The following is a 22,336-nucleotide window of genomic DNA, read 5'->3' as shown; positions in this document are numbered from 1 at the left end:
AGGAGAGGGGGTTGGGGGTGAGGTATGTAATTTTCATTTTCCTGTTCTTTGTTTCCTGCAAAAACAAAGAACCATACACTTTTGAATTATTAGATGCTGAAAAAACTGGCATTGAATTTTCAAACGACCTAACGCCAACCAAAGATTTAAACATCTTTACTTATATGTACTTCTACAATGGCGGAGGTGTTGGTGTTGGTGATTTTAACAATGATGGACTGGTTGATTTATGTTTTACTGCTAATCTGAAAGATAATAAAATCTACCTCAACCGTGGAGGAATGAAGTTTGAGGACATCACTGAAAAAGCAAATTTCAAAGGAGAAAAAGGCTGGTCGAATGGCGTTTCGGTAGTGGATATTAATCAAGATGGAAAATTAGATATTTACGTCAGCCAGGTAGGTGGGTTTGAAAGTTTAAAGGGACATAATTTACTCTTCGTTTGTAAAGAAATTACCAAAGAAGGCATTCCTGTTTATGAAGAAAAATCGAAAGAGTACGGCTTAGATTTAGTGGGTTTTGGCACACAAGCGACTTTTTTTGATTATGATTTGGATGGCGATTTGGATATGTTTCAACTCAATCATTCCGTGCATCAAAATGGTACTTTTGGTGTAAGAAGTACTTTTCAAGGTACTTTTCATCCTTTGGCAGGGGATAAACTTTTTAGAAATGACGATGGAAAATTCATTGAAGTAGCCGAACAAACAGGTATTAAAAGAGATGCTTTAGGCTATGGTTTGGGTGTTGGCGTCGGCGATGTCAATTTTGATGGTTATCCAGATATGTATATTGGTAACGATTTTCACGAAAATGACTATTTGTATATTAATCAAAAGAACGGTACTTTCTTGGAAAGTATCGAAAGTTCGATGATGCACACCAGCCAGTTCTCGATGGGAATTGACGTTGCTGATATCAATAATGATATATATCCAGAAATTATTTCGTTGGATATGTTGCCGTTTGACCGTGAGATTTTGAAGCGTTCGGAAGGCGAAGATTCTTATAATATTTTTCAATATAAATTAAGCTACGGTTACAATTACCAATTTGCTAGAAACAATTTGCAGTTAAATAATGGCGACGGTACTTTCTCGGAAATGGCGATGTTTGCGGGCGTACATGCAACAGATTGGTCGTGGTCGCCTTTGTTTTTTGATTTTGAAAATGACGGTCGCAAAGATTTATTCATTTCAAATGGAATTCCGAAACGAATGAACGATATTGATTATATCAGTTTTGTTTCTTCGGAAGATATTCAGATGAAATTGGAAAGAAAGGAAATGGATGAAAGTGATATTTCATTGGTGGATAAATTGCCAGAAATAAAAATTCCCAATAAATTCTTTCAAAATAAATCAGAGCTGCGTTTTGAAGACAAAGAGAAAAGTATTGCAAATAATCAAGATTCGTATTCAAATGGAGCAGTTTATGCAGATTTAGATAACGATGGTGATTTGGATATTGTTACGAATAATATCAATCAAAAGGCATTTATTTATGAAAACAAAGCCAATGTGTACGCTCCCGAAAATGCTCATATTCGTTTGTATTTGAAAGGTTCTGAGAAAAATTTGAATGCCATCGGAGCAAAAGTATTGGTTTTCAAGAAAGGCGGAGAAACGATTTCTTATGAAAAATTTCCAGTAAAAGCTTTTCAAGCAAGTATGGAAATTCCGTTGACAATTGGTTTAGGAAATAAAGCCGAAGTAGATTCCATTTATTTGATTTGGTCAGATAGAACATTTCAAAAAATAAAACTAAAAACGGATAAAGATTCTCTTTTTATTGCTTACCAGCAGCATTTACCTCTATTTGATTATGAACAATTTAAACACAGAAGTAAACCATTTCACCAATTCACAGATGTTGCAGAATCGCTTAATTTAGCGGTTTTACATCAAGAAAATGACTTTAACGAATTTGAAAGAGAAGCATTGATTCCTCATAAAATGTCGTCTGAAGGTCCAGCTTTAGCAGTTGCTGATATAAATCATGATGGATTAGAAGATGTGTTTTTAGGTTCTTCCAAAACTTCAATGCCACATTTATTTTTACAAAATGCAAACGGGAAATTTAGAGAAAGTAAACAAGCGGTTTTCCCAAAAGATAGTATTTATGAAGAAATTGACGCAAAATGGATTGATGTAAACAATGATACTCATCTTGATTTGGTTGTAGCCGAAGGTGGAAATGAGTATTTTGGTAAATCGAATTATCTTACGCCAAGAATTTATTTGAACGATGGTAAAGGAAATTTGTCTGTCAAAGAAAATGCCTTTCAAAATATATTCATATCAGCGTCGGCTGTTGAACCGATTGATTTTAACAAAGATGGAAGAATGGATTTGTTCATTACGAGCCGTTCTGTACCTTATTCTTACGGAAAAATTCCTAATTCATACCTTTTACAAAATGATGGAACGGGAAAATTTACTGACGTAACCGATAAGTATGCCAAAGATTTGAAAAATATTGGTTTGGTGAAAAATGCTATTTTACAAGATTTAGACAAAGATGGCGACCAAGATTTACTCTTAGCTTTGGAATGGGATGGAATTTGTGAGATGGAAAATCAAGGAGGAAAATTTGTCAAAAAAATGCTAACGAAAGAAAAAGGTTGGTGGAATTTTACGATGCCTCATGATTTTGATGGCGATGGTGATTTAGATATTTTGGCAGGAAATCTTGGACAAAATAGCCGAATCAAGGCTTCTGAAAACGAACCTGTAAAAATGTATGTGAGTGATTTTGATAAGAACGGCACAACCGACCAAGTATTGAGTTATTATTTGGGAGGAACAGAAGTAATGTTTGCCAATAAAGCAGAAACCCAAAAACAGTTTCCATTTACTAAAAAGAAATTCCTTTTGGCGAAGGATTTTGCCAATGCACGTATAGTGGACATCGTGGGAGAAAACGAGTTAGCAAATGCCAATATTTTTGAAGCAAATTACTTTGACAATGCCATTTTAGTAAACGACGGCAAGGGTAATTTCTCATTACAATCGCTTCCAGCAAAAGCACAATTATCGCCATTCTACACTGCTCAAATCATTGATGCCAATGGAGATAAATTACCAGATGTATTGATGTTGGGGAATTTCTATGACTGCAATATTCAAATGGGGAGATACGATGCCGATTACGGAACAGTACTGATAAACAAAGGTAAATGTCAGTTTGAAGTAACGAAATTGAACGGAATTAATATTAAAGGGCAAGTAAAACGCATTAAAAATATTAAAGTAGGCAAAGAAACCCTAATAATTATCGCCAGAAATAACGATAAATTGATGGTGTTGAGAAGGAAGTAAAATGAAAAATCCTGAGTGATGAAATGAAATCATAACTCAGGATTAAAAAGCTGATAGCTCAAGGCTGAAACCTCAATGCTATTATTCAAACATCAAATACAACGTAACGCTGTGTGCATTCAATCTTTGTATATCCCTAGCGTAGTTATTCACACTTGGGGCAATGAACAAATTCGTTAATCCATGCGAAAATCTAAGTTCAGGCGTGAATTTAAAATACTTAAAGAATTGCTCAAAACCAATTCCGTATTCTAAAGAAAGATCACTTGTTCTGGTATCTAATTTTCGGGTATTATTGGCATTTTTACGTACATTGGTTTCTAATCCAATTTTAACACCAGCATCTACATACATTCTTGAATTCCCTCTTCTCATTGATTTATACTTCAATAAAATGGGTATTTCAAGCCAAGTAGATTCACGAAGTTCAGGTGGAAAATCAGGTGAATTCGTAAAACGATAATTCAACTGACGACCATATAAGGCAATATTTATTCCTGATTTTAAGTCAAAACGGTCGTTTAATTTAAGATTGACCAAACCTCCAACTTGAAATGAAAAATTGCCGGGCGAAACAATCGTAATGGCAGTATCGCCTGGTGCTTGGAAACTACTGCTATGATAAACATTGAATCTTGATGAACCAAAACCAAACAAAAAGCCAAAATGAACTGGCTTATCATCATAATACTCATCATAAATTCGCTTGTAATCATAGTTTTGAGCATTGGCATCTATCGAAGTTCCGACAGAACAAATGCCAAAAAATAAACAAGAAAGAATTACTTTCTGCCGATGTAAATAGTACTTATTCCGAAAGTGAGTGGTAAGCATTGGGTTCTGTTAAAACCTGCACGTTCGAATACTTGGATAAAATCGTTCCCATCTGGAAATGCTTGTACAGAATCATGTAAATATGTATAAGCAGAAGTATCTTTTGAAATGATTTTACCAACTACGGGCAAGATATATTTAAAGTAAAAATTATATAGCTGTTTAAATGGAAATGCTGATGGCTTTGAGAATTCTAGGACAATACAAGTGCCATCTTTTTTCATTACACGGCACATATCGGTTAATCCTTTTTCCAGATGCTCAAAGTTTCGTACTCCAAAACTAACGATAACAGCGTCAAAAGTATTGTCTTCAAAGTTCAATCTTTCAGAATCACCTTTTTGTAATTCTATGATAGTATCAAGACCCAATTTCTTGATTTTTTCACGACCAACACTCAGCATTCCTTCTGAAATATCTACTCCAACGATTTTTTCTGGTTTCAAAGCCAAAGCTTCAATGGCAAAATCTCCCGTTCCTGTGGCAATATCCAAAATCGTTTTTGGTTGGGCTTTTTTCAACAATTTCACAGCCTTTTTACGCCATAAAATATCAATACCACCGCTCAATAAATGATTTAGAAAATCATATTTCGGTGAAACATTATCAAACATCTGAGCAACTTGCTCTTTTTTGCTTGCACTTTGCTCTTTGTAAGGAACTACGCTCATTATGTTGTTGTACGGACAACCTTGTCCGTCGGAATAATTCTATCTTAATAATTTTACAAAATTACCATACTCTTACGAAATAACATCTTGTTTGAAAATATTGTTTCTATCATAAAGCAAAGCTTTTCAGAATAATCAGTATTATTACTAAACAAAAAACAACGATGATACAGCAAATAGGACTTTACTTGATGGCTTTTCTTTATACCATTGCAGGTATAAATCATTTTATAAAACCTAAATTTTACTTGGCAATTATGCCTCCATATATTCCAGCACATGGATTAATGGTTTTTTTAAGCGGACTGGCAGAAGTGATTTTAGGAATAGGCTTACTTTTTCCACAAACTCGTACTTATGCCGCTTGGGGAATAATGCTGTTATTGGTAGCAGTTTTGCCAGCCAATATTTTTATGATTACATCTGGAAAATTCACCAAAATCTCAGAATGGATTTTATGGTTGAGAATTCCTTTACAGTTTTTGTTGATTTGGTGGGCGTATTTGTACACTAAGGGTTGAAGAATGCTTCATATCATCTTCCCAGAAAAATGATTCAGAATATTTTCTCGATAAGTAACGCCAATTGGTACAGAAAGGTCGCCTAAGATTACAGTGTTGCCATCTAAGCCCGAGATGGCTTTAAATGCTACAATGTATGATTTATGGGTTCGGATAAACTGTGTTTGGGGCAAGTGGTCTTCCAAGTATTTGAAAGTCAGTAAAACAATAATTTTTTCTTGTTGAAGTGTATAAATCGTAACATAATTTCCCGAACCTTCAATCATTAAAATATCTTCAAATTTTATTTTGATGTACTTCCCTTTGTGTTCTGTTTTTACGAAAATGAAATCTTCGTTATTGGTATTGCTACTTTTTCCTGTTACTTTATTGCCGATTTGGTTTCGTTCTAACTCAATTAATTTCTCTGCTTTTTGTGCCGCTTTCAAGAATTTTTCGAAAGAAATTGGTTTCATTAAGTAATCTATCACATCGTTTTGATAACCATCAAGGGCGTAATCTGAATAGGCAGTCGCAAAAATGACTTTACTTTTCCCTTGAATCAGCTTCACCAGTTCTAAGCCAGATAATTCAGGCATGTGGATGTCTGAAAATACTAAAACAATATTTTGTTTTTGAATTAAAATTGCAGCTTCTACGGCAGAAGTGGTAGCCAAAACTACTTCTAAAAACGGAATGCGAAGGGCATAACTTTTAAGGGCTTCAACGCTAAAGGGTTCATCATCAACAATCAGGCAGGTTATCATAGAGTTTGTGTATTATTTTGTGGAAAACTTATTTCATTTGAATGTATAACTCTGTTTGGTAATATTGGTTATCGTTTTCAATCTTTAAAGTATGAAGATTATCATAAGTACTTTTTAAACGTCTTTTTACATTTTCAAGACCAATTCCGCTAGAACGCTCTTTTCCTAATAAGGAAATTTTGTTATTTACTTTAAAGTGAATGTATTGATTTTTTTCAACTTTTAAATATATTGTAAGTGGATGCTCAATATCGTCAATTTTACCATGTTTAAAAGCATTTTCTACGAAAGAAATCAGTACTAGCGGTAAAATTTTGATAGATTCAACATCTCCTTCCACCCGAAAATCTAGTTTCATAGCTGGATTTCTCAGTTTTTGTAATTCGATATAATTATTCACATAATTCAATTCATTTTCTAGCGGAACGAGTTCTCCGACCTCATGATTTTGCATAGAGTATCGCATCATATCCGAAAGTAATTCAACGGCTTTGGTTGCTTTTTGATTTTCACCTTGAACCAAAGTATAAATGTACCACAAAGAATTAAACAGAAAATGTGGATTGAATTGTGCTTTTAGGTTTTCTAGTTGAGAGTTTTTTAGCTCAATTTCTACTTTTTGGAGGTTGCTTTCTATGAGAAGTTTTTGCTGCTTTTGTTTGATAGATTCTCCGTAATAACGATAGCCAAGAGCAATTAATACAAAGTTTGCAAACCAAAATGAAGCAAATCTATAGAAACGAGATGATGGTATTGCAAAAGGCTTATTTCTGAGAAGTAAGATTATATTTTCTTCAAAGGTATAAACCGTTAAAAATAAGAGAAGGAAAAATATGGAAATTAGGATTAGTGTTAACCACTTTCGTTTGTCCAGAAGTTTTGGGAATAAAACTAAATGGTAGCTATAAAAAACAGTTGTCCAAAGTATAACAGTTAAGAATAAGTCGAAGAACTCGACAAAGCTTACTTCTTTGGCATTCCAAAAAACAGTAAGTATATAATAAACTAGCCAAACTTTAGCATGTACTTGTATCTCTTTTTTATTGATTGTATTTTTCATTCGTCAGTGTTTAACCAAAATTGACCCTTAGAATCTTTTCGTTGGTGTAATGTTTTTGTGTGCTTGAAGATGTTTTTTCAAATCTACAAAATCAAGGCAATTAATTACTGATTAACTGAATGTTAAAGCTCAAGAACTAAGATTTTAAATGGTATCGGTCTGATAAATAGCAATTTTATGTCATTAATAAATCAAATACGTACTAAAGAATGTAGTCAAGCAGATCAGATTTACCAATATTATTTGCCAGAAGGAAGAACAGGTTTCCTGTTAAAAAAACTTGAAGATGAGAATGAAATTAAACAAAAGGATGAACTGAAGTCTTTATTCAAAGAACAAATTAAAATACTGACTAGTAGTATTCAAGAAGTAGAGTTCTCATATCAATCTAATCAGTCACATTTCCCGATTCAAGTGAATCTAGTTACGGGCGAACGCATTTATACAAATGAATTTTGTTGGGCTCGTGGAGATTTACCAGTTTTATTACTTCTTTACAAGGCTGACGAGTTTTTTGGGGAAGTTCACAATAAGTTTATTGCAGATACGGTTGGGCAGGTAATTGCCAAACGGAAAAATGTGGAGGAGGTTAATCGAAATCCATTTATTAGACATGGAACATCTGGAATTGCGTTGAGTTTTTTGAAGCTTTTTGAATTATCGGGTAAATTTTTCTATAAAAATGCTTACGAGTATTGGATTGAGAAAACACAATTACTGGGTTCAGAAAACTTCAAAGAGGAGAATCCTGATAGTTTGTTAGATAATTATCAAGGAGTAAACGCTGTACTAAACAAGGGAAAAATGGATTGGCGAAGTTTTTTCTATTAAGAATGGTTACACCTTTTATTATCGATAGCTTCGAGGTAGAGTTTTCTACCTCGATATTTTAACGAAAAAATATTCAATCATAGGGGAATTTCCGATTAATAGTGTCTTGCGTTTAAATTTCTTTATTTACACTTTTAAAAAAGCTTACATCATGAAAAACTTTCCATATTCACTTATGTTTTTGTTTTTTTTTATGTCATCTTGTCAAAAAGATGAAACTCCAGTTATCAACAGTTTGGTTGGTAAATGGAATGTCTCTGAATTACAGTTTAGTGGCTATACTCAGAAAGATTCAACGGTAAAGTAAGTAATCTTTCCATAGAATTCGATGCTTGTGATGCTGATAAGAACAACACAACAACATCTGGCTGTAATGTTTTCATAACAGAAAATGGAGTAAGAACTCAATTGGTCTATCAAGTTCAAGCAAATAAGGATGCTATAAACACAGTTTATTTGAATGGAATAGGCAATTCTAGTATTACTAGTACTTCAGCTTATCAACAAGTATTACAAAAATGGAGTAACGGTTATGATATATTAGAGTCTGGTGGGAATCAACTGATTATCAAACGTAAATACAATTGTTCGCAGTCTAATGGGGTTAATCAATGCGACTACATGAAAGTAACAGTAAATCGTTAATTTTCTGTGGTTTCACATCATGTTAAGGTACTTTCACATAATAAATTTTATGGGAATAGCGATTATTAATACTTTAGCATTATTTTTATTAGGGAAATAAAACATAAAACTCAAACGTAGAGAAATAGCTATTACAAACCTATATTATCTTTTCAAGAAATCTAACATCACCCTCAAATACCAATATTATGAAAAAGTTATTCATTTTATCAATCACCTTGTTCTTATGCTCATGCAAAGATGAAACCCAAGAATTAATCAACGATTTATCGGGTACTTGGAAAGTCGATGAAATCATCTATTCAAAAACTGGACAAACTGCTCCTGATTCTGTAGTAAAATATCCAAACAGTATTTTTCAGTTAGATCAATGTGAGCTAACAGGAAGTATTCGTTCTTGTTCAGGTTTTTATGACCTCACGGGAACTCAAAATATTAAAATAGTTTACAATGCTGTTCCTGATGAAAACACTACATTTATTGCTATTATGGATGAGGAAATCCCTAAAATTAGTTTATTAGGTTCATACAGAATAAGCCAATCTGGTAATTCAATGACGCTAAAAGGGCCACGAGCTTCTAGTCCAACTTATCAAGGAAATACCATCGAACTACGTCTTAAAAAATAGCGAATGAAACAATTAATACTTTTTACTTACTTCATCATCTTTACCTATACTGCTAATGCTCAGAAAATCACGATTAGTGGTTATGTCCGTGAGCAAGGAAGTAAAGAATCTTTAGCCAACGTTGCTGTAGCAATTCCCAACCTAAAAATTGGAACGCAAACCAATAATTACGGTTTTTACTCTCTAACGATTTCTAATGCTGAAACCCTTGAATTGGTATTCTCAATGCTAGGTTATCAGTCTGAAAAAAGAAATATTACGACGAATGCTAGTCAGCAAATTGATATAGAACTAAAGATTAAATCAACTGATTTAAAAGAAGTAATCGTCAATGCCGAACGCCAAAATTTTGTGAGTGAAAGCGAGCAAATGAGTGTAGTTTCTGTACCTATCAAACAGATTAAAGATATTCCTGCTTTATTGGGTGAAAAAGATGTATTAAAAGTACTTCAACTCATGCCTGGCGTTCAGAAAGGGCGTGAAGGTTCGGCGGGATTGTATGTGCGTGGTGGTGGTCCCGACCAAAATTTATTGATTCTCGACGATGCCGTTGTCTATAATGCCAATCACTTGTTTGGCTTTTTTTCGGTGTTTAATGGCGATGCACTTAAAAGTGTCGAAATGACTAAAGGTGGTTTTCCTGCTCGTTTTGGTGGGCGACTTTCATCTGTGATAGAAATGCAGATGAAGGAAGGAAATAAAGAAAAAATTCACGGTGAAGCGGGTATCGGTTTATTGTCTAGCAGACTAACTTTAGAAGGTCCTTTGAAAAAGAATGTTTCTTCGTTTTTATTCTCTGCTCGTCGTTCTTATGCCGATGCAATCTTAAAACCAATTGCTGGTAACGACTTTCCGACGATGTACTTTTATGATTTAAACATGAAAGTAAATTATGATTTTGGTCAGAAAAATAAACTTTATTTAAGTGGTTACTTTGGGCGTGATGTTTTTGATTTTCAGGAAAATAGCCAAACACGTGATTCTCAAGAAAGTAATGGTTTTAATTGGGGAAACGCTACTACTACTTTACGCTGGAATCATCTTTTCAACCAAAAACTATTCAGTAATACTTCGCTTATTTTTACTAATTATAATTTCAAAGTTTATAATGAAGAAACCACCGACAAAGGTTTTTATTCTTTAGCTTACTCGTCTGGTATCAGAGATTTTACGCTGAAATCTGACATTGATTTTTTGCCTTCTTCACAACATGCCATCCGAACAGGAATATTACTTACTGCCCATCGTTTTACACCAAGTGCGTTAATATTAGTAGATGCTAGAACGGATACATCGGGTATCAAAAAAAATGCCACTGACGCTGTAGAAACGGCTTTATATGCAGAGGATGTTTGGCACGTTAATGAAAAAATTACAGTTAATGCAGGACTTCGCCTCAGTAATTTTAATGTTAATTCAAAGAAATACTTCAATTTTGAACCTCGTTTTTCAGGAGCATACCGCTTGCCAAATCATTTGGCTATCAAAGCTTCTTATGCCCGAATGAATCAATATATTCACTTACTATCAAATTCTGGTTTGGGTTTACCCACAGATTTGTGGGTGTCTGCGACTGATAAAATTCCCCCGCAAACTTCTCAGCAAATTGCTTTAGGTTTAGCCAAAGATTTTCCTGATAAAAACCTGTCTTTAACTGTCGAGACTTATTATAAAAAAATGGATAATATCATCGGTTACAAAGAAGGAGCAAGTTTTTTATTGTTAGAATTTGGTCCTGATGCCCAAAAAACAAGCGAAGTTGATTGGCAAGAAAATGTTACTTCTGGCAAAGGGAAAGCCTATGGAATGGAAATACTCTTACAAAGAAAAGTAGGTCGATTAAAAGGCTGGGTTGGTTATACGCTCTCGTGGATAAAACATCAATTTGCTGAAATAAACGATGGTAAGGAATTCGCTCCACGTTACGACCGTCGCCATGATTTATCAATTGTAGGTACTTATCAACTCAAACCCAAAATTACACTTTCGGCTACTTGGGTGTATGGTACTGGAAATCGTCTAACGATTCCAATTGCTAGTTCTCGTTTGGGAGGTCACACAAACATAAGTAACCCTGTTGATACAAAAGTAAATTATTACGATGAAAGAAATTCCTTTCAAGCGGCCGCATATCATCGCTTAGATTTAGGGATTCAATTTCATAAACAGAAGAAAAGAGGTGAGCGAACCTGGGAAATAAGTCTTTATAATGCTTATAATCGCATAAACCCTTTTTATTATGAGAGTGCTCAAGCATATAACACTACTACTGGGGCTTATGAAAATAAACTTTATAGAAAAGGTTTATTCCCAATTGTTCCATCTGTCAGCTACAGCTTTAAATTCTAAATCATGAAAATACCATATTTAATCTTTGTTGTTACTTTACTTTTGTTCACAAGTTGCGAAGATGATTTTCTTTCTGTCGAAGAAAATGTAAATAATATTCCTTCAAGTACAGCACCTACTATTGAGGCATTTATTTGTCCGCAAGACACTCTTATTAAAGTAAAACTGAATTATACAAGACCAATTGTCGGAACAAGTATTTATCAGGTATGGCTTGCCAATGTAAGTAAAGCTATTGTAACGATTACAGATGGAACTAAAACCGCTACTTTTGATAAACCAGAAGGAAATGTAAGTAGCACTTTTACACTCAATGTAAAATTCTTTAAGATAGAAGCAGGAAAGACTTATACGCTAAAAGTAATTAATTATGATGGGCAACAAGCTGAAGCTACTTGTACAATTCCATTGAACAGTGTTGATCTAAAAAAGGTAACTGTGCAAGAAATAGGGATTGGTGAATTAGGAGGTAAAAAGTATATTATTAACTGGGATGATATTCCAAATGAAGAAAACTACTACAGTATTTATGTACTTGATAAAACTTACAGTCCAGGTGTAGGAGGAGAATTCTATGTTTATGTAGGTTCTGAATATTCTGAACACTCAATTACCGACCTAAACAATGATGGTAAAAGACTTAGTTCTACTAAAAGCTTTTATCTACAAAAACGTCGAGATGAATATTATGGAGGTTACAGTTTCAATGAAATACAAGTATTGAATACCGATATTCATTATTATCGTTATCATAAAGATTTAGCTGAGAATGCTTTTACTCAAGATAATCCTTTTGCTGAACCCATTAAAATCTATTCGAACATAAAAGGGGGCTTTGGCATTTTTGCGGGTTATAATCGTACAAGTGGAATTTATTAAAAGTTTTATTTGTCAATGATTTATCTTAATTTTATTGAATAATAGTTTATAAATAAAAAAATACTTAAAATCATGATAAACAATATTTTAACTTCAAACCTAAGCCTAATTTTATGGCAACTCTTTAATGTAATTTTATTAGGTCTTTTCCTTTTCTTTATTGGTAAGTACTTTTTGAAATCTGTAAAAAAGTAATATTCTTTTAGCCTCTTACTGCAATGCTAAAATTTGCTGCAAACATGAACAAGAAAATATATTTTGTACTCAGCGGATATGCAATCTGTGTTTTATTAAGGATTGCTGTTGGTCTTTATTTCAATGATAGGGAAATAGATGTATTGCTCAATCAATTTAGTTGGGGTACAAGTATTTTGTTTGTAGTAACCATTATTTCTTTCAGAATATATGAGTATTATTTTCCTAAAGAGTAAAATTTTAAATAATAATTTTCTGGTAGAAAAAATCCTATAAATACGAAAAACGCTAAGTAATGAGCTTTTTTTGCAAAATTTTAAGTTGTCAGGCTAAATGACAACTTTTTTTATGTCTTTATTTTAAAACGTATGCTTGCAGAATAATATTAATGTTATTACTTTTACGCTTTATTGTATGCAAGCATAACAAGAAACAAAGCCATTAACCATGAATAAGCAATATTCTCGTCGCAATCTTGATTTTATGTTGAAAGAAGTACTGCAAGTGGCAGAACTTACTAAGTTTTCATACTTTCAGGATTATACACCTGATATGTTCGACATGGTTTTGGATACTACTGAAGAAATTGCCGATAAAATCCTCAGAAATGCTTATGTCTCGTCTGACAGAAACCAACCTCAATTAATTAATGGTCAAGTAAAGGTACATTCTGCTGTAAAAGATTATGTAAAAGCCATGGGCGATGCAGGAATGATTGCTGCAACTTTCGCTTATGAAAATGGTGGACAACAATTACCAACTGTAGTCAACGCTGCAAGTGAAATGATTAGAGGTTCTGCCAATAATGCTTTCGTAATGTTTACTGGCTTAACAGCAGGTTCTGCAAATTTGATTTTTTCTTTTGGTTCGGATGAATTAAAAGAAAAATATGCCCAAAGATTAGTCACTGGGGAATGGACTGGCTCGATGTGTTTAACTGAACCGCAAGCTGGTAGCTCGCTTTCAGATGTTATCACGACTGCTTTTCCACAAAGTGATGGTACTTTTAAGATTAAAGGTCAGAAAGTATTCATTTCTGCTGGCGATCATGACATTGCCGATAACATAATTCACTTAGTACTGGCAAGAATTGAAGGTGCGCCATTGGGTACTAAAGGTATTTCTTTATTTGTTGTTCCTAAATTCAGAGCAAATGCTGATGGCACTGAATTTAATGTGGATAATGACGTGATTTCTACGGGAATCTATCATAAAATGGGGCAAAAAGCTACGCCCGCTATGCACTTAACCTTTGGTGATAAAGATAATTCAGTTGGATATTTAGTTGGAGAAGCCAACAAAGGACTTAGCTACATGTTTCAGATGATGAACGAAGCACGTTTAGGCGTTGGCATGGGCGGAACTTACATTGCTTCTGCCGCATATTATGCTTCATTAGAGTATGCGAAGGAACGTCCGCAAGGAAGGAAGCTTAACAATAAAAATTTAGAAGAAGAACAGACGTACATCATTAACCATCCCGACGTAAAAAGGATGTTATTGTTTCAAAAAGCCGTTGTTGAAGGCTCTTTGGGACTTTTATTAGAATGTTATCACTGGCAAGACATGATTCATGGGCTTGGGAAAGCTTCAGAGGAGGCTAAACCTTACCAATTAATGCTTGATTTGATGACAACCGTTGCTAAAACTTACCCAGCCGAAATGGGTATCAAAGCAGTAAATGAAGGTTTGCAAGTTTTTGGCGGTTATGGCTACACAGAAGACTTCCCATTAGAACAAATGGCACGTGATGTTAGAATTATGTCTATCTACGAAGGTACAACAGGCATCCATTCTTTGAATTTGTTAGGTAGGGGAGTAACATTGAACAATGGCAAAGCACCACAGTTACTTTTCAATGAAATAATGAAGAGTATTGAGCTGGCAAATACTTTTGATGAACTAAAACCTTATGCAGAAAAGCTTGAAAAGGAGCTAGGACGTTTACAAAAAGTAACGATGCACTTATTAAGTATTGCTGCCAAAGGAGATAATGAGGCTTTTTTAGCAGATGCGAACCTTTACATGGAGTTTTTTGGGATTACTAGCGTAGCATGGATATGGCTTAAACAAGCAATTGTAGCTAAGCAAGCATTAATTACCCAAAATCTTGAAGAAAGTGAATCATCATTTTATGAATCTAAAATTCACACGATGAAATTCTTTTACCATTATGAATTAATCAAAAATTATGCTTTAGCAACCCGATTAACAGATACTACTTTACTAACTGTCGATTCGGAAAAGCATATTGTTTTTCAATAATATTAAATTACACATACATCAAAACAAACGCATATCCCTGCTTATTTAAGTGGGGATTTTTTTATGCCTTCTTCTAATGAAGCAATTGGTCTTATCATCAAAACAAAGACAAACTACAGCTTAACAATAATTAATTATAGAAAATCTATGATATGGTACAGTAAAACAAAGCTTAATTTTAAGTAAACAATAATAAGGTATATTTAAGCAATACTTAATTACAGTTAAGTATTAATAAGGTCAGATAAAACAATATATAATTATACATAAACAATTGATAAGTGTAATTAGGCAATGAATAATAACATAAAAACAACGTTAAGGTGTTGGTAATCAATGATTAATTTTGTTAAAGCAACAATCAAGTTTATCAAAGCATAATATAATTACATTAAAACAATCTATAGGTGTTTAAAAGCAAAAAGTAATTATATTAAAGCAAAAATAAAGTAACAATCCAGAAAGGATGATAGGATTGTAGCAATAATAAGAACAATGTTTACAAAACCCTGAAAGGGTGACACAAATGCTTTCTGATGCTATAAAAATTGATTTTGCACGAGAAAAAATTTGGCTAAAGAATTCATAAATCATTATTGTATCACCCCTATGGGGTTTTGTTTTTGCTGAAATTGTTTCTCTATAATCCTATCATCCCTTCGGGATTTGTATTTTCATTTAACAATCCCGAAGGGATGTCAGGATTGTAGCCAATAATAAGAACGATGCTTACAAAACCCTGAAAGGGTGACACAAACGCATTTCAATGATATGAAAATTTATTTTGAACGTGAAAAATTTGTTTCTCTATAATCCCATCATCCCTTCGTGATTTTATTTGAAAATGATTAAATTTAATTTCAAATATAAATGCTTGAAAAAATGGCTGGAACGTTCTCACAACTATATGTTCAAATTGTGTTTGCTGTAAAAGGTAGGGAGAATTTGATTAACAAAACTTGGAAAGATGAATTGTATAAATACATTTCCGGTATTATCAAAGGCAAAAACCAAAAGCCTATTATTATTAATGGAATGCCCGACCACATCCATATTTTTATTGGATTAAAGCCTTCGGTTGCTATCGCAGATTTAGTACGTGACATTAAAAATAATTCTTCCAATTATATTAATGACCGAAAATTGGTAAAAGGGAGATTCTCTTGGCAAGAAGGTTATGGAGCATTTTCTTATTCTCATTCACATATTGCTGATGTGTATAATTATATCTTGAATCAAGAAGAACATCATCAAAAGCGGACTTTTAAAGAGGAGTATTATAATTTCTTGAAAAAATTTGAAGTCGAATTTGATGAAAAATACTTGTTCGACTGGATAGAATAGGCAATGCAAAGAGGAAATAACTCCTCTTTGGTTAATTAATTTAGTTAAAAACTACATTTTCTCCCCAACCTTCAAAGCAACATTTAAAAAATTCTCTGCTGGTGGCACTGGGCAAGTAAAACTAGGATTGTAGGCACAATAAGGCTGATAACAAAGATTAAAATCAATCTCAATGCTTTGGTCTTTAATATCTTCCATTTTTAAATCAAGATAACGACCAGCACCATAAGTTTCTTTATTACTTGTTAAGTCACGGAAAGGTAAAAATAGGTTTCCTTCTGGAGTTTTAAATACTTTTAATGCACATTTCTTCCCATCAATTTCAAATTTTAGGTTTGCAAAAGCTTCATATTCCTCAGTTTCACCGCCAGTCATAGCAATTTTTATACTTTGTCCACTTGTTAATTTATCTAAAGTAGCAACTACTTTATAAACAGGGTTTACTTCAAAATAATGTAAGCCTTTGAAGTTTGTTTTATCCTCAATAGGCGAATCTTTTTCGGTTTTCAATGCCTCATCTTTGGCTTGTCTTGAAGCTAGAATCGTTTTAGCATAATCATTTGAAAGAGCCTGAGTAACAGGTTTTTCTTGAGAACCCACAAAAGAGTAAATGATGATAGTAACAATAATAACACTGATAAAAACAAGGAAGAATTTATTTTTGAACATTTTCTGAGGAATTTTAAAAGGAACATACCTGTTCTTGATAGATAAGCAAAATTAGTAAATTAACTTGCGAAAGCGATAGTTGTTATAAATTATATAGTTAACGGTTATCAGTTAATCGTTATCAGTTATCAGTTATGAGTCTGTTAATCGTTAACAATCTGACACGGTTTTATTAAATAAAATCAAGATTATTGGAACTACCTTTCAAAAACAACACTCTTTTAACAGATAACAGATAACAGATAACAGATAACAGATAACAGATAACAGATAACAGATAACAGATAACAGATAACAGATAACAGATAACAGATAACAGATAACAGATAACAGATAACAGATAACAAAATGTTCACAGGAATCATCGAAGCATTAGGCAAAGTAAGCAATCTTAGCAAAGAAGGAACAAACATTACATTTACACTTACTTGTCCTTTTACCAACGAATTAAAAATAGACCAAAGTCTTGCCCACAATGGCGTGTGTTTAACAGTAATTGATATTAAAGGAGAAGAATATTCGGTAACAGCCATCGACGAAACCCTTAAAAAAACCAATTTAGGAGCTTTAACGGTAGGTTCGAAAGTGAATCTTGAAAGATGTATGCCAGCAAATGGACGTTTCGACGGACACATTGTACAAGGACACGTTGACCAAACAGGAGTAGTTACCAATGTTATCGAACAAGATGGCTCTTGGCTTTATGATTTTGAATATAGTAACGACGGACAAAACGTTACCGTTGAAAAAGGCTCAATCTGTATCAATGGCACAAGTCTTACTGTATTTAATTCAGGCATAAATACTTTCAGAGTAGCCATTATTCCTTATACTTACGAACACACCGTTTTTCATACCTTAAAAATCGGTGACATTGTAAACCTAGAATTTGACATTGTAGGAAAATACATCAAAAAGATGATTACGTTGTAAAGTGCGATAGCGTATAAATACCTGTTTTATCTGTATTTCTACGCTATTTTTAATTGAATACTTTGTAATTATATACATTTTAGTAGTTTTGAATATTATTAACCACCCCAATCATTCAACAAATATGGCAGGTAAGCTTATTAAGAGAGAATCAGAAAAAGAATCTAAAGGATTAGAAGATTACAAGAAAAAGCATGAAGTACATTCTCATTATGTAAGTGCATCTTTATTAGTAGCAATGCTAGAAGAAAATCCAGAAATCGTAGGTTTTAAAATTGAACATACTTATGACGAAGATAAGGTACACCAATTAATTATTAGCGGAGTTAATAATGATTGTGAAATTGTTTCAACTTCTTGTATTGTTGGACCTCCTCCTTGCCCACCTAGATGTAAGCCTAAATTCGTTTAAACCTTTCAGAAGTGATAGACCTAATACTTTCATATATATCCTCTACCGTAGTATTACTTCCTTTGATAATTGCTATTTATAGGAATAAGTACTTAACTATCGAGTTTAGAATACTTTTTCTTTATATAATAGGTGCAATTATTTATGAAGCTTTGGGAAATTATTGGTCTATAGTACTACACAGACCCAATCATTTTATGATAAATACATTTACTGTTTTTGAATGTATTATGATTGGGTTTATGTACAACCAAGTTTTTAGGGGGAGAAAAATAAAAAAACTGACCTATGCCACTATAGGCATCTATGCAGTATTTTCTGTTATTGTTTTTACAGAGCGATTGAGTTTTGAAAGATATAATGGTGTGATAAGTGCAATTTCTTGTTTACTTGTTATCACTTGGGTTTTTATCTATTTTTATCAGCTTCTACAAACTCTTCAAGTAAAGAAATTGTCAATACTACCGATGTTTTGGATAAGCGTAGCATGTTTGTTATACTTTTCTGGAACTTTGTTTTTGTTTCTTTATGGGGAATTGATTCTTTTTAATAAGAATATGGACTTGTATTTGGAGTTATGGAATATTTACTATGTATTATCATTCATCTTTAGAATCTTTTTAGCAATAGGATTATGGTTCAGCAAGACGCCTCTACAATTAAAGTCATCATCGAATTAGGTACTATCATGATGATTACTTTTGCAACATCTATTATTCTTTTAGTGTATATTTTGCACGGAAGACTAATAAAGCAGAAATTTGGAGCCTATAAATGATTTAATTGAATGAATGAGGTCAAAATCGTTATTCTAGGCACCATTGCAATGCTTTTGCCAGTTTCGGCAATTATACTTTTTGTGATTGTATATTATCGTCGTCAAAGATTACAAAGAGCGGCTCACGAAGAAGCACTTCATCAAGCCATGCTCGAGGCAAGTGTTGGCTCTCAAGAAGTAGTTCGCCGACAAATTGGTGGAGATTTGCACGATGAAATCGGGGCATTACTTTCTGCTACAAGAATGAGCCTCTCACAATTAAATAAGTATTCAGAAAACGAATCTAAAAGAACAATACTGCTCGGTAGAACTGAGGAATTGTTAAATGAAGCCCTTCATAATGTCAGGAGAATTTCCAAAGATTTAATGCCAAGTACTTTAGATGAATTTGGTTTGATAGAAGCTTTGAAAGATTTCTCTCAGAAAATGACACTCCATACCAATCTCCCAATTCATTTTATTTGTGATGCCAATGCAAGATATGATGCTAAAATAGAATTAGCACTTTATCGCTCTACGCAAGAATTAGTCAACAATGCCTTAAAACATGCGGAGGCAAAGGAAATCAAAATCACTTTAACAGAAATCAAAAATACACTTAGACTAGAAGTTTCAGACAATGGGAAAGGCTTTGATTTAGAAGGAGTAAATCAACCAAGTAGAGGCATCGGAATAAAAAATATCGAAAGTCGTATGAGTCTTATCAAAGGACAACTTAAATTTGATGTTGAAATAGGAAGAGGCTCTACTTTTATCATTACGGTAGCTCTTTCTGAATCCTAAGTATTGTAAAATAGCATTGTGCTATAAACAATTTTCTCTGAAAACTAACCATTAATGAGTAACCTAACTAAGATTAGAATCGCCGTTACCGACGATCACGCCCTTTTTCGTCGTGGACTTGTTTCATTATTAAGTCTCAATGATGATTTTGAAGTAGTGCTTGAAGCATCTAATGGACAAGAATTGATAGACAATATCGCTGAAACACATCCCAATATTGTTTTGATGGATTTGAATATGCCTATATTAGACGGTATCAGAGCTACAGAACGAATCAAGAAGCAATTTCCCAAAGTAAAGATAATCGTGATTTCGATGCACGATGAAGACAAATTTGTGACACATTTGATGTCTTTAGGGGCAAATGGCTACTTACTAAAAGATGCTCATCCCGACGAAGTAGAAAATGCCATTTATACAGTTTTCAAAGAAGACTATTATTATGGACCATTTTTGGTAAAAGTCATGCACAATCGGATGATTAATAAGCCAGAGAAAAAAACGGAAAATCAATTAAGTATTCAAATTGGAATTTCAGATAGAGAATTAGAAGTACTTGAACATATTTGTCAGGGTACAACTACCCAAAACATTGCCGAAATGTTATGCCTAAGTGCCAGAACCGTAGAAGGACATCGGAATCGCATTATGGAAAAAACAGGTACAAAAAACGTAGCAGGTTTAGTAGCATGGGCAGTACGAAATGGAATTTGCTAAGAGATTATTGCTCCACATTTCAAGAATACCATTCAGGCAAGTAAAATATCAATAGACAATCTCTAACTTTGTGAAAAGTTAAACAGAGAGCATATTTATCATTAATTTGAAATGAAAAGCAATTTTATAGAGGAACTGCGTTGGCGTGGAATGCTTCAGGACATGATGCCTGGCACAGAAGAACAATTACAAAAAGAAATGACAGCCGCTTATATCGGCTTTGACCCTACCGCTTCATCTTTACATATCGGAAATTTAGCAACGATTATGTTGTTAAAACACTTTCAATTGTGTGGACATAAACCTATTGCATTAGTAGGTGGTGCCACAGGAATGATTGGCGACCCATCAGGAAAAGCAGCAGAACGTGAATTCCTTTCAGAAGATACACTTCGCCATAATCAAGAATGTATCAAGAAGCAATTAGAAAAGTTTTTAGACTTTACTGATATTGATAATTCAGCTGAGGTTGTTAATAACTATGATTGGTTCAAAGAATTTAGCTTTTTAGGTTTTTTACGTGAAGCAGGAAAATATCTTTCTGTCAATTATATGATGTCGAAAGATTCTGTAAAGAAACGCTTAGAAACAGGCATTTCATTTACCGAATTCTCTTACCAATTATTACAAGGCTACGATTTTTACTGGTTATACAAAAATAAAAATGTTCGTTTACAAATGGGAGGTTCTGACCAATGGGGAAATATCACCACTGGAACAGAAATCATCAGACGTAAAGAAGGTGGCGCCGATGAAATTGAACACAAAGCCTATGCGCTGACAACGCCATTAGTAACCAAAGCAGACGGAACAAAATTTGGAAAATCAGAATCTGGAAACGTTTGGTTGGATCCAACAATGACAACGCCATACCAGTTCTATCAGTTTTGGTTGAATGCCACAGATGCTGATTGTAGCCGCTTGTTAAGAGTATTCACTTTACTTTCAAAAGAAGAAATTGAAAAACTAGAGGCTGACCATGCAGAAGCACCTCATCTTCGTATCATGCAAAAAGCATTAGCAAAAGATGTAACGATAAGAGTACATTCTGAAAAAGATTACGATATAGCAGTAAAAGCGTCTGAAATTCTTTTTGGAAAAGGAACGCTAGAAGTATTACAAGGAATGAGCGATGCCGATATATTAGCAGTTTTTGATGGAGTTCCACAAACAGTGATTACGTTAGCAGCTTTTGAAGCTAGTGCTACAGTGACAGACCTAGTATCTGTAGTAACCAATGCTGAAATCTATCCTTCTAAAGGAGAAGCAAGAAGAGCTATCCAAGGAAATGCACTAAGTATTAACAAAACGAAGATTGCTGACCCAAACCACCCAGCAACCTTTGATTTACTCAACGGGAAATACTTATTAGTAGGAAAAGGAAAGAAAAACCACCTGATTATTGTAGGCTAAGACATATTTCGAGTAAAATTAACGAGCACTAGATTCAAAATTTAGTGCTCGTTTTGTTTTTAGGCACTCTGATTTTTGTGTGTTACTTGAATGGTTCAAGAAATATTTAATTTTTTTTGAAAAAATCAGTATTTATTATTGTCGATAAGTACTTGATTTTCATTGCAATTATGTTTTTTAAACTTTTTTTTGCAAAAAAAGTTTAAAAAACTTTGTAAAAGTATTTGGTGGTTAAAAATAAACCTTGCATCTTTGCACTCCCAAACGACGCCAACGGGCTGAGATAGGGGGAAATAGTTAGAGTAATTAAGAAGATAATTACTAGCAAGATTTGGTAAGATT

General features: G+C 33.5%; 21 protein-coding genes. 16 read left to right on the top strand and 5 right to left on the bottom strand.

What is annotated here, in order from left to right; genetic code table 11:
- Nucleotides 1-17 precede the first annotated feature (17 nt).
- A complete protein-coding gene (locus VB776_RS21625) occupies nucleotides 18-3,320 on the top strand; it encodes a VCBS repeat-containing protein (protein ID WP_323698979.1) in 3,303 nt (1,100 codons plus the stop codon).
- 81 nt (nucleotides 3,321-3,401) lie between these two features.
- On the opposite strand, the gene porT is transcribed toward VB776_RS21625, so the two are convergent.
- Nucleotides 3,402-4,154: a type IX secretion/gliding motility protein PorT/SprT gene (gene porT / locus VB776_RS21620; RefSeq protein ID WP_323698954.1), complete on the bottom strand. Its 753-nt coding sequence runs from the start codon at nucleotides 4,152-4,154 to the stop codon at nucleotides 3,402-3,404.
- Complete coding sequence (gene ubiE, locus VB776_RS21615) at nucleotides 4,103-4,825, bottom strand: bifunctional demethylmenaquinone methyltransferase/2-methoxy-6-polyprenyl-1,4-benzoquinol methylase UbiE (RefSeq protein WP_323698953.1); 723 nt, start codon at nucleotides 4,823-4,825, stop codon at nucleotides 4,103-4,105. The genes porT and ubiE overlap by 52 nt, the downstream gene beginning before the upstream one ends.
- Nucleotides 4,826-4,989: 164 nt before the next feature.
- Between ubiE and VB776_RS21610 the strand changes: the two genes are divergently transcribed.
- Complete coding sequence (locus tag VB776_RS21610) at nucleotides 4,990-5,346, top strand: DoxX family protein (protein WP_407653864.1); 357 nt, start codon at nucleotides 4,990-4,992, stop codon at nucleotides 5,344-5,346.
- 8 nt (nucleotides 5,347-5,354) lie between these two features.
- On the opposite strand, the gene VB776_RS21605 is transcribed toward VB776_RS21610, so the two are convergent.
- Both VB776_RS21605 and VB776_RS21600 read right to left on the bottom strand, forming a co-directional pair.
- Nucleotides 5,355-6,092 (bottom strand): LytR/AlgR family response regulator transcription factor, encoded by a 738-nt coding sequence (locus VB776_RS21605; protein ID WP_323698952.1) that lies wholly within the window; start codon nucleotides 6,090-6,092, stop codon nucleotides 5,355-5,357.
- Between the two features lie 28 nt (nucleotides 6,093-6,120).
- Complete coding sequence (locus VB776_RS21600; protein WP_323698951.1) at nucleotides 6,121-7,152, bottom strand: sensor histidine kinase; 1,032 nt, start codon at nucleotides 7,150-7,152, stop codon at nucleotides 6,121-6,123.
- Between the two features lie 177 nt (nucleotides 7,153-7,329).
- Here VB776_RS21600 and VB776_RS21595 point away from each other — a divergent pair, with 177 nt between their 5' ends.
- The 9 genes from VB776_RS21595 to tnpA all read left to right on the top strand — a co-directional run bounded on the left by VB776_RS21595 (nucleotide 7,330) and on the right by tnpA (nucleotide 16,289).
- Nucleotides 7,330-7,983 carry a glycoside hydrolase family protein gene (locus tag VB776_RS21595; protein WP_323698950.1) on the top strand — a complete coding sequence of 218 codons (654 nt, stop codon included), beginning with the start codon at nucleotides 7,330-7,332 and terminating at the stop codon, nucleotides 7,981-7,983.
- A gap of 151 nt (nucleotides 7,984-8,134) precedes the next feature.
- Nucleotides 8,135-8,290, top strand: coding sequence for a hypothetical protein (locus VB776_RS21590; RefSeq protein ID WP_323698949.1), 156 nt, complete (start codon nucleotides 8,135-8,137; stop codon nucleotides 8,288-8,290).
- 149 nt (nucleotides 8,291-8,439) lie between these two features.
- Nucleotides 8,440-8,628: a hypothetical protein gene (locus VB776_RS21585; protein WP_323698948.1), complete on the top strand. Its 189-nt coding sequence runs from the start codon at nucleotides 8,440-8,442 to the stop codon at nucleotides 8,626-8,628.
- 188 nt (nucleotides 8,629-8,816) lie between these two features.
- Nucleotides 8,817-9,257: a hypothetical protein gene (locus tag VB776_RS21580; RefSeq protein ID WP_323698947.1), complete on the top strand. Its 441-nt coding sequence runs from the start codon at nucleotides 8,817-8,819 to the stop codon at nucleotides 9,255-9,257.
- A gap of 3 nt (nucleotides 9,258-9,260) precedes the next feature.
- The gene (locus VB776_RS21575; RefSeq protein ID WP_323698946.1) at nucleotides 9,261-11,606 is read left to right on the top strand and encodes a TonB-dependent receptor; all 2,346 of its coding nucleotides are present in this window, start codon (nucleotides 9,261-9,263) and stop codon (nucleotides 11,604-11,606) included.
- 3 nt (nucleotides 11,607-11,609) lie between these two features.
- Nucleotides 11,610-12,485 carry a DUF4249 domain-containing protein gene (locus tag VB776_RS21570; protein WP_323698945.1) on the top strand — a complete coding sequence of 292 codons (876 nt, stop codon included), beginning with the start codon at nucleotides 11,610-11,612 and terminating at the stop codon, nucleotides 12,483-12,485.
- A 239-nt stretch (nucleotides 12,486-12,724) separates the two neighbouring features.
- Nucleotides 12,725-12,916: a hypothetical protein gene (locus tag VB776_RS21565; RefSeq protein WP_323698944.1), complete on the top strand. Its 192-nt coding sequence runs from the start codon at nucleotides 12,725-12,727 to the stop codon at nucleotides 12,914-12,916.
- A gap of 211 nt (nucleotides 12,917-13,127) precedes the next feature.
- Nucleotides 13,128-14,945, top strand: a complete 1,818-nt coding sequence (locus VB776_RS21560; RefSeq protein ID WP_323698943.1) for an acyl-CoA dehydrogenase — start codon at nucleotides 13,128-13,130, stop codon at nucleotides 14,943-14,945.
- A gap of 882 nt (nucleotides 14,946-15,827) precedes the next feature.
- On the top strand, nucleotides 15,828-16,289 hold the full coding sequence (gene tnpA / locus VB776_RS21555) for an IS200/IS605 family transposase (protein WP_323698977.1): 462 nt from the start codon (nucleotides 15,828-15,830) through the stop codon (nucleotides 16,287-16,289).
- Between the two features lie 51 nt (nucleotides 16,290-16,340).
- Here tnpA and VB776_RS21550 read toward each other — a convergent pair whose 3' ends face one another.
- A complete protein-coding gene (locus VB776_RS21550; RefSeq protein ID WP_323698942.1) occupies nucleotides 16,341-16,958 on the bottom strand; it encodes a DUF1684 domain-containing protein in 618 nt (205 codons plus the stop codon).
- Nucleotides 16,959-17,306: 348 nt separating this feature from the next.
- On the opposite strand from VB776_RS21550, the gene VB776_RS21545 reads away from it, so the two are divergent.
- The 5 genes from VB776_RS21545 to tyrS all read left to right on the top strand — a co-directional run bounded on the left by VB776_RS21545 (nucleotide 17,307) and on the right by tyrS (nucleotide 21,994).
- A complete protein-coding gene (locus VB776_RS21545) occupies nucleotides 17,307-17,891 on the top strand; it encodes a riboflavin synthase (protein WP_323698941.1) in 585 nt (194 codons plus the stop codon).
- A 124-nt stretch (nucleotides 17,892-18,015) separates the two neighbouring features.
- Nucleotides 18,016-18,303, top strand: a complete 288-nt coding sequence (locus VB776_RS21540; RefSeq protein ID WP_323698940.1) for a hypothetical protein — start codon at nucleotides 18,016-18,018, stop codon at nucleotides 18,301-18,303.
- 787 nt (nucleotides 18,304-19,090) lie between these two features.
- Nucleotides 19,091-19,864, top strand: coding sequence for a sensor histidine kinase (locus VB776_RS21535; RefSeq protein WP_323698939.1), 774 nt, complete (start codon nucleotides 19,091-19,093; stop codon nucleotides 19,862-19,864).
- A 54-nt stretch (nucleotides 19,865-19,918) separates the two neighbouring features.
- Nucleotides 19,919-20,581 carry a response regulator transcription factor gene (locus VB776_RS21530; protein ID WP_323698938.1) on the top strand — a complete coding sequence of 221 codons (663 nt, stop codon included), beginning with the start codon at nucleotides 19,919-19,921 and terminating at the stop codon, nucleotides 20,579-20,581.
- A 111-nt stretch (nucleotides 20,582-20,692) separates the two neighbouring features.
- Nucleotides 20,693-21,994, top strand: a complete 1,302-nt coding sequence (tyrS, locus tag VB776_RS21525; RefSeq protein WP_323698937.1) for a tyrosine--tRNA ligase — start codon at nucleotides 20,693-20,695, stop codon at nucleotides 21,992-21,994.
- Nucleotides 21,995-22,336: the final 342 nt, after the last annotated feature.

It is taken from the genome of Arcicella gelida (assembly GCF_034931025.1).
Taxonomy (GTDB): Bacteria; Bacteroidota; Bacteroidia; order Cytophagales; family Spirosomataceae; genus Arcicella; species Arcicella gelida.
The sequence above is the reverse complement of the archived record's forward strand: the minus strand, read 5'-3'. Positions and strand labels throughout refer to the sequence as shown.